Source organism: Streptomyces sp. NPDC053755 (genome assembly GCF_040677675.1).
In the GTDB taxonomy this organism is placed as follows: domain Bacteria; phylum Actinomycetota; class Actinomycetes; order Streptomycetales; family Streptomycetaceae; genus Streptomyces.
This window is the reverse complement of record NZ_JBFASK010000007.1, coordinates 190,683-206,461: the sequence shown is the minus strand read 5'-3', so window position 1 is coordinate 206,461 and position 15,779 is coordinate 190,683. Positions and strand designations below refer to the sequence as shown.

The following is a 15,779-nucleotide window of genomic DNA, read 5'->3' as shown; positions in this document are numbered from 1 at the left end:
AAGCCCAGTAATGGGTGGAGCTGACCGGTACTAATAGGCCGAGGGCTTGTCCTCAGTTGCTCGCGTCCACTGTGTTAGTTCTGAAGTAACGAACTGTGCCGATTTCCGGTTGGTTAACTTCATAGTGTTTCGGTGGTCATAGCGTTAGGGAAACGCCCGGTTACATTCCGAACCCGGAAGCTAAGCCTTTCAGCGCCGATGGTACTGCAGGGGGGACCCTGTGGGAGAGTAGGACGCCGCCGAACAATCATTGTGGGAAAGCCCCGCACCTTATGGTGCGGGGCTTTTCTGCGTTCAGGGGCGGGTGCGGTGCGGGCTCCGGCAGGAGCCCCCACACTGCTTCGGTCAGAGACGGCCGGCGGCCTTCAGCGCCAGATAGGCGTCCGCCAGGGCCGGCGCCAGTTCCTCCGGAGGCGCGTCCACGACCGTGACGCCGTGGCGGCGAAGCCGGTCCGCCGTACGGTCACGCTGAGCCTGGGCTTGCGTCGCCGCGGCGGCCTCATAGACTCCGTCGACCGTGCCGCGGCCCGCGGCCATGCTGGCGGTGTGCGGATCGGCGACGGACGCCACCAGGACCGTATGGCGCTGGGTGAGCTGCGGCAGGACCGGGAGGAGACCCTCTTCGACCGGAGCCGCGTCAAGACTGGTCAGAAGGACGAGGAGCGACCTGCGCGGCGCCCGGGCCAGGGCCGTCGCCGCGAGCGCCCGCGCGTCCGACTCCACGAGTTCCGGCTCCAGCGGAGCCAGAGCGTCGACCATGGCCGGGAGGATGTCCTTCACCGAACGGCCCTGTACCTGGGCGCGGAGGCGGCGGTCGAAGGCGAGGAGACCGACCCGATCCCCGGCGCGGGACGCCAGCGCGGTGAGGAGCAGGGACGCGTCCATCGCGGCGTCGAGACGCGGCACGTCACCGACGCGGCCGGCCGAGGTACGGCCCGTATCGAGGACGATCAGGATGTGACGATCGCGCTCCGGGCGCCACGTGCGTACCGCGACCGCGGTCTGCCGGGCCGTGGCACGCCAGTCGATGGAACGGGTGTCGTCGCCGGGGACGTACTCGCGGAGACTGTCGAACTCGGTGCCCTCCCCGCGGGTGAGGACGCTGGTGCGGCCGTCGAGCTCACGGAGCCTGGCCAGCCGTGACGGCAGGTGCTTCCGGCTCGTGAACGGCGGCAGGACGCGGACGGTCCACGGAACCTCGTGGTTGCCCTGGCGCGCGGCCAGGCCCAGGGGCCCGAAGGAACGGACCGTGACCCGCTTCGCACGGCGATCACCGCGTCGGGAGGGCCGCAGCGTCGTGGTGACACGACGGCGCTCTCCCGCAGGGACCGTCAGCCGAGAACGGGACGTGGCCTGATCAGCACCGGGGAGCCACGAGCTGGGCGGCCAGGCGTCACGGAGCTGTGCCCGCAGGCGGCGGCGGGAGGCGTTGGTGACGGTCAGGTGCACCTCCGCCACGTCACCCAGTCGAACTGTTGTGTCACCGCTTCGGGTGAATCGAAGGCTTCGCACTGGCGCGGCCATCGCGTAGTCGCACAGAATTGCGAGCGAGAGGGGCGCGTTCACGGCGAGCATCCCCGTCCAGCTGGGGGCGAGGATGCCGACGGGAAGTGATCCGAGGGCGGCGAGCAGCGCGGTTCGTCCGGTGAGTGCCATGGGGCGTCGCTCTCAGCGGGGTACGGGGACGTGGGCGAGGATCGAGTTGATGACGGAGTCGGCGGTGACTCCCTCCATCTCGGCCTCGGGCCGCAGCTGCACGCGGTGGCGCAGGGTGGGGAGGGCGAGGGCCTTCACGTCGTCCGGGGTGACGTAGTCCCGGCCGGTGAGCCAGGCCCAGGCGCGGGCGGTGGACAGCAGGGCGGTGGCGCCTCGGGGAGAGGCGCCCAGGGTGAACGAGGGGGATTCACGCGTGGCACGACAGATATCGACGACGTAGCCGGCGATCTCTGGTGAGACGGAGGTCTTGGCGACGGCGGCGCGAGCGGATTCGAGCTCGGCGGGGCCGGCGACCGGACGGACACCGGCCGCCTGGAGGTCGCGGGGGTTGAAGCCGTCGGCGTGCCTGGTCAGGACGTTGATCTCGTCCGTGCGCGAAGGCAGCGGGACCGTGAGCTTGAGAAGGAAGCGGTCGAGCTGGGCCTCGGGCAGGGGGTAGGTGCCCTCGTATTCGACCGGGTTCTGGGTTGCGGCGACCAGGAACGGGTCGGGCAGGGGGCGGGGCGTGCCGTCGACGGTGACCTGGCGCTCCTCCATGGCCTCCAGGAGGGAGGACTGGGTCTTGGGGGGCGTGCGGTTGATCTCGTCGGCGAGCAGCAGGTTGGTGAAGACCGGGCCCGGCTGGAAGGAGAACTCGGCGGTCCGGGCGTCGTAGACCAGCGAGCCGGTGACGTCGCTCGGCATGAGGTCCGGGGTGAACTGGACGCGCTTGGTGTCGAGTTCGAGAGCGGCGGCGAGCGCGCGGACCAGCAGCGTCTTGGCGACGCCGGGGACTCCTTCGAGCAGGACGTGACCCCGGCAGAGCAGGGCGACGACGAGTCCGGTGACGGCGGGGTCCTGGCCGACCACGGCCTTCGCGATCTCGGTGCGCAGGGCCTCCAGGGAGGCCCGGGCGGTGTCCGAGTCCGTAGGGGTCGCGGGGGTCGGGGCGCTCATGAGGTGCGTACCTCTCTTTCGAGGGCGTCGAGGTGGTCCGCCAGGCGGATGAGAGCGGCGTCGTCGGCGGGAGCCGGGCCGAAGAGAAGGTCCCGGGCGTCTCCGGCGGTCTCGGGGACGCGTGCGGAGAACGCGGGGAGCAGGGTCTCGGGGGAGTGGGCGTCCTGTGAGGGGACGCCGAGGAGGGGAGCGATCCGGGTGCGGGTCGCGGTGCGCAGCACGGAGGCGGCGCGGTCGCGGGCGTTCGCCTTGCGATAGAGGCGGGCGCGGCCCTCGGTGGCCTCGGAGGCGCGGATGGCGACCGGGAGCCGTTCGGTCACCAGCGGGCCGAGGCGCCGGCCGCGCCAGAGGGCGGCGAGGAGGGCGGCGACGGCGAGTTGCAGGGTGCCCCACAGCCAGCCCGAGGGGACGAGAGAGAGGAAATCCTCGGCGGCGCCGTCGTCGGGGGTGCCGTCGGGGTCGCCCTCGGTGGCGGAAGCATCGGTGAGGGAGGGGAGGTACCAGACGAGATGTGGGCGGGAACCGAGGAGTTGCAGGGCGAGCGAGGCGTTGCCCTGCTGGTCGAGGCGGTCGTTGTAGAGGATGTCGGGGGAGCCGACCAGGACGGTGTCGCCGGCCGTGGAGTCCTTGAGGAGGACCAGGGTGGGCAGCCCGTCGGCGGGGTAGCAGGTCTCGGCGTGGTCGCCGGTGACGTACCGTTCGCCGCCGATGTCGACTCTGCCGGCTCGGGCGGCGGCCGGCAGGGAGCACTCCGGGTCGAGGGCGGCGACGGAGACGCTGGGTGCGGAGGTGACGCCCGGGGCGAGGGTGTCGAGGGAGGATTCGCCGGCGCCGAGGAGGACGGTGCGGCCGCCGGAGGCGCCCATGGCGGTGCGCAGGACGGTCTGCTGATGGCCGGTCAGCAGGTCCGGTGTGGTGACCAGGAGGGTGGTGTTCGCGTCGGCCGTGGCGGTGGCCTCGTCGAGGGTGGTGGCCACGCGCAGGGTGACGCCCTGGGCCTTGAGGATCTCGGCGACGGCCCGGCTGCCGTTGGGGTCCGCGGAGCGGGGATCCAGGTGGCCGTGGTGGTCGGTGGAGCGCATCGTCGCGAGGACGATGCCGCCGATGAGGATCAGACCCAGGACGAGGAGGATCCCGCGGGCGCGCGTCCAGATCTGCCGGGGGCCGAGCGAGGACGACGTGGGGCTGGTGGGCGGTCGGTTCATGCGGGCGCCCCCGTGGCGGAGGTGTCGAGGGCGGGCCGGGCTCGCTCCAGGGACGCGTCCAGCTCCTCGATGCGGCGGTACGCGCTCTCGTCGGCCGTGCGGCCGCCGTATGTGACGTCGTCGAAGGTGCGGGCGGCGACGCGGAGTTCGTCCGCCTGCGCGGGCAGGGAGCGGCCCGCCTCGGAGGCGGCCTCGTCGGCGGTGCGACCGGGGCGGGGGTCGAGGACGGTGCGTTCCTCCAGCGAGCGGACGATGGCCCGCATCCGCTCCTGGACCGCCTGGTTCCAGCGGCCGGCCGAGGCGTGCCGGGCGGCGGCCGCGCGGTGCTCCCGAGCCGTACGGAGGCCTTCGGCGAACAGGGAGTCGCCGGGGGTGGAGATGCGTTGGGGGATGCCGAGCCGCCACCACAGGGCGCCGATCACGGCGATCACGACGAGAGCGATCGCGAGGAGGCCCACCAGGCCTCCGGGCGTGGCGCCGGAGGCCGTGTCGAGAAGGTCGCCGACCCATTCCCAGAAGCGGTCGAGAGCGCGTTGGAGAAGGTTGGGATCGTTCTCGTGGTACATCGGCTTGGACAGTTCCCGCTCCGCCGCCTCGCGGGCGGGGACGCGCGGAACGTCCACCGGTACGTCGTCGCGGATCGGCGGTCGCGCCGTGATCATGCCCCCCGTGGCCCTCACCCCGTCAGCTCCCGGAAGCGCCGGCGCCCGGGGCGGGTCCGTAGCCGGGGAGGCCGGCGGCCCGGGCGAGTTCGAGGTCGAGCGCCTCGCGGCGGATGCGCTGGTCGACGTAGAGGAGGGCGGTGACGCCTGCGGAGATGGGGTAGGTGATCGCGCTGGTGATCACTCCGGCGATGCCCATCACGATGAGGTAGCCCCAGCCGAACTCGGGGGTCGAGTCGGAGACCATGGCGGACATGCTCGTGCCGTCGGCGATGATCGCGATGACGGCGAACGGGACCATGATGATCATCGAGACGAAGAAGATCAGCAGCTGGGTCAGCAGCGTGATGCCGAAGATCCGCCACCAGGCGCCCTGGACGAGCTTGGCCGACCGCTTCAGCGAGCGGACGATGCCCTGGCGTTCCAGCATCAGGGCGGGAGACGAGAGGCTGAAGCGGACCATCAGCCAGACGGTGACGACGAAAGCGGCCAGACCGCCGAGGACGGCCAGCGCGACGCCGGGGGCGTCGCCGACGAGGAGACCGGGCAGGAGGCCGACGGACATGATGGCCACGCTCATCAGGGGCAGGAGCAGCGTGAGACCGAGCATCGCCAGCAGGCGGGGCCGGGCCTCGCGCCAGGCGGTGGCGACCGTGACCGGGCGGCCCAGAACCGCGCGGCTGATGACGATGGTGAGGAGTGCGGCGCTGACCAGGGTGGCCATCAGGGCGATGAGCAGCGCCGGCCCCAGGGCGAGCAGGCTGGACTGGAAGGAGTCCAGGGCCTGGTCGAGCTGCTCGGCGGGGCTGGCGTCCGGGTTGATGTCGGCCGGCGGCGGGACGAGATAGCGCTGGGCGAGGATGTCGACGACCTGGGAGATCACCGCGACCGTGACCGAGATCGTCAGGACCGTGCGCCAGTAGCGGCGCAGGGTCGAGACGGAGCCGTCGAGGATCTCGCCCATGCCGAGGGGCCGCAGCGGGATCACGCCGGGCTTGGCGGCCGGGGGCTTGCCCCAGCCTCCCTGCTGGACGCCGCCCCAGCCGGAGTGGGGCGGAGGCGTCGGGGCCTGGCCTGCTGCCGGGGTGGCCGGCGGGGACCACTGGCCGGCGGGTGGCTGCTCCTTGGACCACTGGGGGGCGGAGCCGTTCGCGTCGCCGGGCTCGGAGGGCCTGGGCGTACCGGAGCCGTCCTGGCCGTCGGAGGGAGCAGATCCGGGCGAGGCCCAGCCCGGAGTGTCGTTCACGGTCGTCCACCTCGAGGAATGGTCGTGGGGCCGGATCGGCGAGCCGGCTGGGGCACGGCGGCCGCCTGCCTGTTCGGGCGGGGGCCGGGAGCCATCGTGCCACGCGGTGCCCGCCCGTGGGCCGGGGCCCGGGTCTCCTTCCCGCCTTCTTCGCGGGAGCGCCGGGGGCAGACTGGGTGGATGCCTGATCAGTGCGTACAAACCGCGGTGGCGGCGGGTGGAGCGGGGGCGATGTCCCTTGTCGGGGGCGGAGTCGTCTCACAGGTCCGCCTCGTGGGCTGGGGCGACGGCGGGAGGGGATGCCGGGGCGGTCTGCGGGAGGGCCGGGGTGACCTGTCGGTGGGTCGTCCGGCCGGAGTTCCGGGACGTGGGCGGAGCTCCCTGGGTGCACTCGTCTGGCCGAGTGGGGAGATCCCTTTCTCGGGCATGGGCCCGGGGCGGCCGCGCAGGGTACGGTTCTGGGCGGCCACGGGGGTGACATCTCTGTCCGACGTCGACACCCACGGAAACCGGCAGCTCACGGCGCGCAATCACGGACGTCACCGCAGGTCAGTGAGGTATCTCACCAGCCGCCTCGGGACTGATACGGAAATGGGATGATGTCGATATGAAGGGACGCGTTCTTGTCGTCGACGACGACACCGCACTGGCCGAGATGCTCGGGATTGTGCTGCGGGGTGAAGGGTTCGAGCCGTCGTTCGTCGCGGACGGTGACAAGGCGCTTGCCGCTTTTCGGGAGGCCAAACCGGACCTGGTGCTGCTGGACCTGATGCTGCCCGGACGGGACGGCATCGAGGTGTGCCGGCTCATCAGGGCCGAGTCCGGCGTGCCCATCGTGATGCTGACGGCCAAGAGCGACACCGTCGACGTGGTCGTGGGTCTCGAGTCCGGGGCTGACGACTACATCGTCAAGCCGTTCAAGCCGAAGGAGCTCGTCGCCCGGATCCGGGCGCGGCTGCGGAGGTCCGAGGAGCCCGCGCCGGAGCAGCTGGCCATCGGTGACCTGGTCATCGACGTGGCCGGTCACTCGGTGAAGCGGGACGGGCAGTCCATCGCCCTGACGCCGCTGGAGTTCGATCTGCTCGTGGCGCTGGCCCGTAAGCCGTGGCAGGTGTTCACCCGCGAGGTCCTCCTCGAGCAGGTGTGGGGATACCGGCACGCGGCCGACACCCGGCTGGTGAACGTCCATGTGCAGCGGCTGCGCTCGAAGGTCGAGAAGGACCCGGAGCGCCCGGAGATCGTGGTGACCGTCCGGGGAGTCGGCTACAAGGCGGGGCCGAGCTGACATGAGCGTTGGCAGTACTGCTCCGAAGCCCGGCGAGCCGGGGGTCCGGGCGGGGCGGACTGCCGGACCGGGACGGGGGGGCTCGCGATTCGGCCGTCTGCTTCAAGGCGGGGCGCCGGGCGGACCCGTGCTCCGGCTCTTCTCGCGCTGGGTGCGCCGCCCGTTGTTGCCCGCCGTGCGGTTGTGGCGCAGGAACATCCAGCTCCGCGTGGTCGCGGGAACCCTGCTGATGTCGCTGGGTGTGGTCCTGCTCCTCGGCCTGGTCGTCATCGGCCAGGTCCGTAACGGCCTGCTCGACGCCAAGGAGAGGGCCGCCCAGAGCCAGGCCGCCGGCGGGTTCTCCGCCGCGCAGGACAAGGCGGCGAGCACGCCGTCCGTGCCGGGTGGCCAGGACGGCGCCCGGGCGGGGGCTTCCCTGACCTGGCGTTCGACCTTGGTCGAGCAGCTCGCCAGTGGTGGCCAGAGCGCCTACAACGTCGTCGCGCTGTCCCAGGAGAGCTCGGAGGGCGCCGCGAGCCGTGGTGCCCGCGCCTCGGGCGAGGTGGACCCCGCCACGAGCATCCCCGGCGATCTGCGGCACTCCGTGGCGCAGGGGACCGGGACGTTCCAGACGTACGCCCGGATCCACTACACCGACGGCAAGGCATCGGAGGCCGGCCTCGTGGTCGGCAAGCGTCTCAACGACGCCGAGGGCACCCAGTACGAGCTGTACTACCTCTTCCCGCTGAGCCAGGAGGAGGACTCCCTCACCCTCGTGAAGGGCACGCTCGCGACCGCCGGCCTCTTCGTGGTGGTGCTTCTCGGCGCCATCGCGTGGCTGGTGGTGCGGCAGATCGTCACCCCCGTGCGGATGGCGGCCGGGATCGCCGAGCGGCTTTCGGCGGGCCGTCTCCAGGAACGCATGAAGGTCACAGGCGAGGACGACATCGCCCGGCTCGGTGAGGCCTTCAACAAGATGGCGCAGAACCTCCAGCTCAAGATCCAGCAGCTGGAGGAGCTCTCCCGGATGCAGCGGCGGTTCGTCTCGGACGTCTCGCACGAGCTGCGGACGCCCCTGACGACGGTGCGGATGGCGGCCGACGTCATCCACGAGGCGCGGGTCGACTTCGATCCGATCACGGCCCGCTCGGCCGAGCTGCTCGGCGACCAGCTGGACCGCTTCGAGTCGCTCCTCGCCGACCTGCTGGAGATCAGCCGCTTCGACGCGGGCGCGGCGGCGCTGGAGGCCGAGCCGATAGACCTGCGTCAGGTCGTGCGGCGGGTGATCGGCGGCGCCGAGCCGCTCGCCGAGCGCAAGGGCGGCCGGATCGTGGTCGTCGGTGACGAGCAGCCGGTCGTGGCCGAGGCGGACGCCCGCCGCGTGGAGCGGGTCCTGCGCAACCTCGTGGTCAACGCCGTCGAGCACGGCGAGGGCCGGGACGTGATCGTCAAGCTGGCGTCCGCGGGCGGGGCCGTCGCGGTCGCCGTGCGGGACTACGGCGTGGGGCTCAAGCCGGGCGAGGCGACGCGCGTCTTCAACCGGTTCTGGCGCGCCGACCCGGCACGCGCGAGGACCACCGGCGGTACGGGCCTCGGCCTGTCGATCGCGGTGGAGGACGCGCGGCTGCACGGCGGCTGGCTGCAGGCGTGGGGAGAGCCGGGCGGAGGCTCGCAGTTCCGGCTGACGCTGCCGCGCACGGCGGACGAGCCGCTGCGCGGTTCCCCGATCCCGCTGGAGCCGGAGGACTCGCGGCGCAACCGCGAGGAGGCCGCCGCCGGGCGGGCGCGGGAGAACGGGGCACGGCTGTCGTCGGTGCCGGCGCAGCCCGCCGGGGACCGTGCGGGGCTGGCCGTTCCGTCGCGGATACCCGGGGCGCCGCGGCCCACCGCGGATCCGACGGCCCTGCCGGGCAGCGGGGCCCGGGTGGTCCCGCGGACGGCGGGGGAGACCGAGGGCAGTGAGGCGATGGCGTCGACGAACGCCGAGCGGGAGGACGGGACACGTGGGGGCTGACTCCCGAAGGCGGCACCCGGGGCGGGGACGTGGCAGAGCCGTGCGGGTGCTCGTGGCGCTCGCGGGGGCGCTGGTGACGGCCGGTTGCGCGACGATGCCCGACAGCGGGGACGTACGGAACGTACGGGCCTCCGACCCGGGCGACGCGCAGGTGCGGGTGTACGCCGTGCAGCCGCGGGAGAACGCGGACCCGGCCGAGATCGTCGACGGCTTCCTGGAGGCCATGACCAGTGACGACCCCGGCTTCGCGACGGCGCGGAAGTACCTGACGAGGCCGGCCGCGCGGGCGTGGAAGCCGGAGCAGCGCATCACGGTCCTCACCACGGCTCCGGACCGGGGCCAGGCCGACCGGGTCACCGACCCCGGAGGTTCCGGGCGTTCGTACCCCATCAAGGGCCGGCAGATCGCCACCGTCGACGCCCGGCACGCCTACAAGCCGGTCGGTCCGGCGGACTTCAGCGACTCCATCCACGTGGTGCAGCAGCCCACCGCGGACGGCAAGGGCAAGGAGTGGCGGATCGACGGCCTGCCGCCGGGTCTGGTGCTCAGCGAGGCCGACTTCCAGCGGACGTACCGCTCCGTCGACACCTACTACTTCGCGTCGGGGCAGGACTGGGTCGTCGCCGACCCGGTCTACATCCGTCAGCGCCAGGATCCGGTCACCCGGATGGACCCGGTGACCCAGACGGTCAAGGCGCTGCTGGAGGGGCCGACGAACTGGCTGAAGCCGGCCGTCGACTCGAGCTTCCCCTCCGGGACGGCGCTGAAGGACGGGGTCACGTCGCTGTCGACGGACGACCAGTCCACGCTGAGGGTGCCGCTGAACGGCAAGGCCGACCACGTGGGCGGCGTGGTGTGCCGGCGGATGGCGGCGCAGCTGCTCTTCACGCTCGGCGACCTGACGTCCGTACGCGTGGAGCAGGTGGAACTCCAGCGGGGTTCGGACGGCGGGAAGCTGTGCTCCCTGGGCAAGCAGGCGGCGATGGAGTACGCGCCGGTCCGGGACACGGGGCGGGCGGAGAACCCGTTCTACGTCGACGCGACCGGGAAGCTGATGGCCGTGCCGGTCGGGGACAAGGCGAACGAGCAGCAGGACGGGACGCTGGGACCGTTCGGTGACGGCGTGATGCCGCTGGGGTCGGTCGCGGTGGACCGTGACGAGCGGCGGGCGGCCGGGGTCGGCAAGGACGGCCGTGAGCTGCGCGTGGCGTCGATCCTGACGGACCACGAGCTGCGTCCGGCGCTGGTGCGGAGCAACGCGGCCCGGCCCGAGGACCGGCTTTCCGCGCCGAGTTGGGACGGCCGGGGCGATCTGTGGGTGGCGGACCGGGATCCCGTGAAGCCGCGCCTGTGGATGGTGCCGGACGGCGAGGGGGACCCCGTGGAGGTCCGTACCCCCTGGCTGGCGGACGGGGACCGGGTCGAATCCCTGCGCGTCTCGGCGGACGGGGTGCGGGTCGCGCTGCTGCTGAAGGGCAAGGACGGCGGCACCACGCTGAAGATCGGGCGGGTCGAGCGCGACGGCGGCGGGAAGCAGACGGTGTCGGTCGACGCGCTGCAGCCCGTGGCGCCGCACATGGAGGCCGTCACGGCCGTGTCGTGGGCCGGCCCGAGCCGGCTGGTCGTGGTCGGCAAGGAGGCCGGCGGCGTCCAGCAGGTGCGCTACATCCAGACCGACGGTGCCACGTCGTCCTCGTCGCTGCTGCCGGGGCTCAACGGCGTGTCGGCGGTGGCCGCGCCGAACGACGACCGGGCACCCGTCGTGGCCGAGTCCGGCAACGACGGCATCGTGCGGCTCGTACCGGGCGCGAACTGGCAGCGGCTGGCCAAGGTGTCGGGCTCCGCGCCCGTCTATCCGGGGTAGTTCACCCGCTCCTCCGCGGGCCGCGGCCGGTTGTCCACAGGGGTGGCCGGCCGGGGCCGGCAGGAGGACAGTGGAGCCATGCGGGGGTGGTGGCGCGAGATCGCCGGGCTGGTGCTGCCGGTCGCCTGCGGAGGCTGCGGCAGGGCCCGTACGGAGCTGTGCCCGCCGTGCCGCGCGGAGCTGACGGAGGCGGGCCCCCGCCGGGTGCGGCCCCTTCCCGTGCCGGCCGGGCTGCCGCCCGTGCACGCGGCGGCGCCGTACGCCGACGCCGTACGGTCCGTGCTCCTCGCTCACAAGGAGCGCGGCGCGCTGTTCCTGGCCGGGCCCCTGGGCGAGGCGCTGGCCGATGCCGTCACGGCCGCTGCCGGCCCCTGTGAGACCTCCGAGGCCGCTCCCCTCCTCCTCGTACCGGTGCCCTCGTCGCGGCGTTCCGTGCGCGCGCGTGGTCACGACCCGACCCGGCGGATCGCGCTGGCCGCGGCGGGAAGGCTGCGCCGTTCGGGACGCGCCGCCCGGGTGATTCCGCTGCTGCGCCAGCGTGGTGCGGTGGCCGACCAGTCGGGGCTCGACGCCCGGGGACGGCTCGCCAACCTGGCCGGGGCGCTGGAGGTCCGCTCCGGCGGCTCGCGGCTCGTGGGGCGGGGACGGGTCGTCCTGGTGGACGATCTGATGACCACCGGTGCCTCGTTGGCCGAAGCGGCGCGGGCACTGCGTGCCGTACATCGGTCGTTCATTCCAGGATTACCCGGCGCCGGTGCGGATAGGGGTTTCGTACAACCGGTGGCGGCGGTGGTCGCCACTTCTCCGTCGTCGTTCGAAATAAACAGGAACTGACGGGGAACTCGCATCGTTGCAGGTGGTAAGAGGTGGAAACACCCGAACGGAGGTATGTGACCGCAGCGGGTGCCGACACCCGTCCGAACGAGCTATGTTCGGTTGTGAGGAATGGCGCAGGCCATCCCTCACAGAATGCACGGGTGCGCCTAGAGGACGGAGTTCAGGGCGAATTAACCTCAGGTCGGTGGGGTGGGGATCTTGCCGACTGGGGAGGAGGAGGTGAAAGTCGCCAAGTCCGAGACTCCGGTGAACATCGGAGTCTGGTGCAAAGGGAGAGGCCCAGCGGCCAGGGTGCCGGTCTGGGCGATCCGGGAACGGAGTTCTGCGTGGACATCGTCGTCAAGGGCCGCAAGACAGAGGTACCCGAGCGGTTCCGCAAGCACGTGGCCGAGAAGCTGAAGCTGGACAGGATCCAGAAGCTCGACGGCAAGGTGATCAGCCTCGACGTCGAGGTGTCCAAGGAACACAACCCGCGGCAGGCCGACCGGTCCGACCGCGTGGAAATCACCCTCCACTCCCGAGGCCCGGTGATCCGGGCGGAAGCGGCGGCAGGCGACCCGTACGCAGCGCTCGACCTCGCGAGCGACAAGCTCGAGGCGCGACTGCGCAAGCAGCACGACAAGCGGCACACGCGCCGCGGCACCGGCAGGCTGTCGGCCGCCGAGGTGGGCGACGTGGTGCCGGGCGTCGCACAGCTCAACGGCAACGGCGAGCTGGTGGGCGAGGAGTCCGACGCGGTTCCCACCAAGATGATCGGCTCGCTCGAAGTGCAGGGCGACGGCCCGCTGGTGGTCCGCGAGAAGACCCACAAGGCCGCCCCGATGACCCTCGACCAGGCGCTCTACGAGATGGAGCTGGTCGGGCACGACTTCTATCTGTTCGTCGACTCCGACAACAAGCAGCCGAGTGTCGTCTACCGGCGACACGCGTACGACTACGGCGTCATCCACCTGGAGAGCGACCCGCTTGCCGAGGGCGGCGGCGCCGGTGGTGCCCTCGGCGGCTGATCCGCCGCGGCGCGTCACCCACACGTGTCCCTCATGGTGCCCCTGGAGCGCCCCGTGCGCCCCCAGGGGCACCCCCGTGCGACCACAGGATCACCGCGCTGACGTCCGGGCATGAAATCATGGCGTGCACGCCAACCGGTGCCTCATGGCCAGTGGTTGGAGGACCGAACACGACTTCAGGCCACGGCCTCAGGGGGAGGAACGATGGCGGACAGCTTCGGGCCGGTGCACAGCGGGCGGGAGCCCGATCGTGCGGCCGGTACGGAGGGATCGGATTCGGACAGCGGGGCATGCCGCAAGGAGCCGATCCGAGTCCTCGTGGTGGACGACCACGCCCTCTTCCGGCGCGGACTCGAGATCGTCCTCGCCCAGGAAGAGGACATCCAGGTCGTCGGCGAGGCGGGTGACGGGGCCGAGGCCGTCGACAAGGCGGCGGACCTGCTGCCCGACATCGTGCTGATGGACGTCCGCATGCCCAAGCGCGGAGGGATCGAGGCCTGCACCTCCATCAAGGAGGTCGCCCCCAGCGCGAAGATCATCATGCTGACGATCAGCGACGAGGAGGCCGACCTCTACGAGGCCATCAAGGCGGGCGCGACGGGCTATCTCCTGAAGGAGATCTCCACCGACGAGGTCGCCACGGCCATTCGCGCGGTCGCCGACGGCCAGTCGCAGATCAGCCCTTCGATGGCCTCCAAACTCCTCACCGAGTTCAAATCGATGATCCAGCGGACGGACGAGCGCCGGCTCGTTCCCGCGCCCCGGTTGACCGACCGCGAGCTGGAAGTGCTCAAACTCGTGGCGACCGGGATGAACAACCGGGACATCGCCAAGGAACTGTTCATCTCCGAGAACACGGTGAAGAACCACGTCCGCAACATCCTGGAAAAGCTCCAGCTGCACTCCCGGATGGAAGCGGTCGTCTACGCGATGCGGGAGAAGATCCTCGAGATCAGATGAGGGGCGACCGGGCGGGGACCGCGGAGGGCGGGGTCACGAGAGGGCGGCGGTGAGGCGCGCGGCCATCTCGGGGCTCTCCGCCCGCTCGATCCGCACGCTGTCGCAGCCCACCCACTCGGCCGCCTCGCGCAGAGCCTTCGCCATCGCACCGACGGCCTTCGGAGAGTCCAGGGACACCTGCTTGGCCACCAGCGTCCTGCCGTCACGCGCCGGGTCGACCCGCCCCAGAAGCCGGCCGCCCGAGAGCAGCGGCATCGCGAAATAGCCGTGCACCCGCTTCTGCTTGGGTACATACGCCTCGAGCCGGTGGGTGAACCCGAAGATCCGCTCCGTCCGCGCCCGCTCCCAGATCAGCGAGTCGAACGGGGAGAGGAGCGTCGTGCGGTGCCGCCCGCGCGGCTCGCTCGTCAGGGCCGCCGGATCCGCCCAGGCCGGCTTCCCCCAGCCCGCCACCGTGACCGGCACGAGCCCGGAGGCCTCGACCACGGCGTCGAACGCCTCGCCCTTGATCCGGTGGTAGTCGGCGATGTCCGCGCGCGTGCCCACGCCCAGCGCCTCGCCCGCCTGCCGTACCAGCCGCCGCAGGCACTCGGTGTCGTCGAGGTCGTCGTGGAGCAGGTCGACGGGGATGGCGCGCTCCGCGAGGTCGTAGACCCTCTTCCAGCCGCGCCGCTCGGTGCAGACCACCTCGCCGTACATCAGTGCCCGCTCGACGGCGATCTTCGACTCGGACCAGTCCCACCACTCGCCCTTGTTCTTCGCGCCGCCCAGCTCGGTCGCGGTCTGCGGGCCCTCGGCCCGCAGCTGCCCGATCACCGCGTCGTAGGCCCCGTCCGGCAGGTCGTGGTACCACTGCGGGCGCGTGCGGTAGGCGCGGCGGCGGAAGGCGAAGAGCGGCCACTCCTCGATGGGCAGGATGCAGGCGGCGTGCGACCAGTACTCGAAGGCGTGCGGGCGCGCTCCGGACGCGCCGTCGGCGGCCGCGCCGCTCCAGTACGCCTCCTCGACCGTCGTACGGCCCACGGCGCCCAGGCGCGCGTACGGGATGAGTTCGTGCGAGCGCGCCAGGACCGAGATCGTGTCGAGCTGGACCTGGCCGAGGTGGCGCAGGACGCCCCGCACACCGGCGCGGCGGTCCGGTGCGCCGAGCAGGCCCTGGGCGCGCAGGGCGATCCGGCGGGCGTCGTCGGCGGACAGTTCGACAGCGGGCGGCGGCACAGTCGTCATGATCCGCACCCTAGAGGCAGGCACTGACAGTCCGCCCCGGGCCCCGGGGAGGCGCCGCTTCCGGTCCCCGGTCCCCGGTCCGCAGCCCGTGCCTCGCGGCCCGCGGCGTGGGTCGCAGCCCGTGCCCCGTGGCCCAGCGGCCCGGTGCGGTCGCCCCGCGGCCCGAGGAGCGGCCGGAGGCGGTCAGTCCTCGGTCCGAGGGGCCGGCAGGTAGGGCGTGGTGCCGGCCAGGCCCAGGTCGGACGGGAGGAGCGAGCCGACCCAGCTGTCGCGCAGCGTCCCCTTGTTCGGCAGGCCGGCGCGGAGCACGCCCTCGATCGTGAAGCCGGTCTTCTCGGCGATGGCGCGGGAACCCGTGTTGCCCACCTCGGCGCGCCACTCCAGCCGGGTGCAGTCCAGCTCGGTGAAGGCCCAGCGGGCCAGGGCGAGGACCGTCTCCGTCATGTAGCCGCGGCCGCGGTGTTCCTTGGCGGTCCAGAAACCGACCTCCCAGGAGCCGGAGCGCGGGTGGTGGAGGCCGGCCGCGGCCAGGACCGGGCCGCCCTCCCGGAGGCGTACGGCGAAGGTGTACTCGGTGTCGTCCCGCCACCCGTCGGGGACCACGCGCGTGAGGAAGTACTCGGCGTCCTGCCGCGTATAGGGGGACGGCACGGTGGTCCAGCGCTGGATGTCGGGGTCCTGACAGGCGGTGTGGACCTCGTCCGCGTCGTCCGGGACGAAGACGCGCAGCTCCAGGCGGGGGGTGGTGAGGGTGATCGGTTCCATGACGGGATTGTGGTGACCGGGCGGGCGCGACGCGAACACTTTTCGGGTCGCCGCGGCACCTTCCGTGCCTCTGGTG

Annotated in this window: 13 protein-coding genes and 1 rRNA gene; 7 read left to right on the top strand and 7 right to left on the bottom strand. The window is 72.1% G+C overall.

The features are described 5' to 3' along the window. Window positions 1-128 precede the first annotated feature (128 nt). Window positions 129-245, top strand: a 5S ribosomal RNA gene (gene rrf / locus AB0K65_RS10720). 100 nt (window positions 246-345) lie between these two features. Here the strand turns inward: rrf and AB0K65_RS10715 are convergent. From AB0K65_RS10715 to AB0K65_RS10695, 5 genes are read right to left on the bottom strand one after another with little or no spacing between them, the layout of a single operon-like run. After that, window positions 346-1,656: a DUF58 domain-containing protein gene (locus tag AB0K65_RS10715; protein WP_365715419.1), complete on the bottom strand. Its 1,311-nt coding sequence runs from the start codon at window positions 1,654-1,656 to the stop codon at window positions 346-348. Between the two features lie 12 nt (window positions 1,657-1,668). Continuing rightward, window positions 1,669-2,652 carry a MoxR family ATPase gene (locus AB0K65_RS10710; RefSeq protein ID WP_365715418.1) on the bottom strand — a complete coding sequence of 328 codons (984 nt, stop codon included), beginning with the start codon at window positions 2,650-2,652 and terminating at the stop codon, window positions 1,669-1,671. Continuing rightward, on the bottom strand, window positions 2,649-3,857 hold the full coding sequence (locus tag AB0K65_RS10705) for a DUF4350 domain-containing protein (protein WP_365715417.1): 1,209 nt from the start codon (window positions 3,855-3,857) through the stop codon (window positions 2,649-2,651). The genes AB0K65_RS10710 and AB0K65_RS10705 overlap by 4 nt, the downstream gene beginning before the upstream one ends. Continuing rightward, the gene (locus tag AB0K65_RS10700; protein ID WP_365715416.1) at window positions 3,854-4,519 is read right to left on the bottom strand and encodes a DUF4129 domain-containing protein; all 666 of its coding nucleotides are present in this window, start codon (window positions 4,517-4,519) and stop codon (window positions 3,854-3,856) included. Before AB0K65_RS10700 ends, AB0K65_RS10705 begins: the two co-directional genes overlap by 4 nt. 22 nt (window positions 4,520-4,541) lie before the next feature. Then, on the bottom strand, window positions 4,542-5,765 hold the full coding sequence (locus tag AB0K65_RS10695) for a hypothetical protein (protein WP_365715415.1): 1,224 nt from the start codon (window positions 5,763-5,765) through the stop codon (window positions 4,542-4,544). A gap of 607 nt (window positions 5,766-6,372) precedes the next feature. Between AB0K65_RS10695 and mtrA the strand changes: the two genes are divergently transcribed. The 6 genes from mtrA (at window position 6,373) to AB0K65_RS10665 (ending at window position 13,711) form a co-directional block, all read left to right on the top strand. Next, window positions 6,373-7,050 carry a two-component system response regulator MtrA gene (mtrA, locus tag AB0K65_RS10690; protein WP_009333493.1) on the top strand — a complete coding sequence of 226 codons (678 nt, stop codon included), beginning with the start codon at window positions 6,373-6,375 and terminating at the stop codon, window positions 7,048-7,050. Window position 7,051: 1 nt separating this feature from the next. Next, window positions 7,052-9,043: an MtrAB system histidine kinase MtrB gene (gene mtrB / locus AB0K65_RS10685; RefSeq protein WP_365715414.1), complete on the top strand. Its 1,992-nt coding sequence runs from the start codon at window positions 7,052-7,054 to the stop codon at window positions 9,041-9,043. A gap of 94 nt (window positions 9,044-9,137) precedes the next feature. Then, window positions 9,138-10,907: an LpqB family beta-propeller domain-containing protein gene (locus tag AB0K65_RS10680; RefSeq protein ID WP_365715434.1), complete on the top strand. Its 1,770-nt coding sequence runs from the start codon at window positions 9,138-9,140 to the stop codon at window positions 10,905-10,907. Window positions 10,908-10,985: 78 nt separating this feature from the next. Further along, on the top strand, window positions 10,986-11,741 hold the full coding sequence (locus AB0K65_RS10675) for a ComF family protein (protein WP_365715413.1): 756 nt from the start codon (window positions 10,986-10,988) through the stop codon (window positions 11,739-11,741). Between the two features lie 329 nt (window positions 11,742-12,070). Continuing rightward, window positions 12,071-12,751 carry a ribosome-associated translation inhibitor RaiA gene (raiA, locus tag AB0K65_RS10670; protein ID WP_365715412.1) on the top strand — a complete coding sequence of 227 codons (681 nt, stop codon included), beginning with the start codon at window positions 12,071-12,073 and terminating at the stop codon, window positions 12,749-12,751. A 204-nt stretch (window positions 12,752-12,955) separates the two neighbouring features. Beyond that, window positions 12,956-13,711: a response regulator transcription factor gene (locus tag AB0K65_RS10665; RefSeq protein WP_365715411.1), complete on the top strand. Its 756-nt coding sequence runs from the start codon at window positions 12,956-12,958 to the stop codon at window positions 13,709-13,711. A gap of 33 nt (window positions 13,712-13,744) precedes the next feature. On the opposite strand, the gene AB0K65_RS10660 is transcribed toward AB0K65_RS10665, so the two are convergent. Together AB0K65_RS10660 and AB0K65_RS10655 are read right to left on the bottom strand one after the other, a co-directional pair. Beyond that, on the bottom strand, window positions 13,745-14,938 hold the full coding sequence (locus tag AB0K65_RS10660) for a crosslink repair DNA glycosylase YcaQ family protein (protein WP_365715410.1): 1,194 nt from the start codon (window positions 14,936-14,938) through the stop codon (window positions 13,745-13,747). Between the two features lie 183 nt (window positions 14,939-15,121). Continuing rightward, on the bottom strand, window positions 15,122-15,703 hold the full coding sequence (locus AB0K65_RS10655) for a GNAT family N-acetyltransferase (protein ID WP_365715409.1): 582 nt from the start codon (window positions 15,701-15,703) through the stop codon (window positions 15,122-15,124). Window positions 15,704-15,779: the final 76 nt, after the last annotated feature.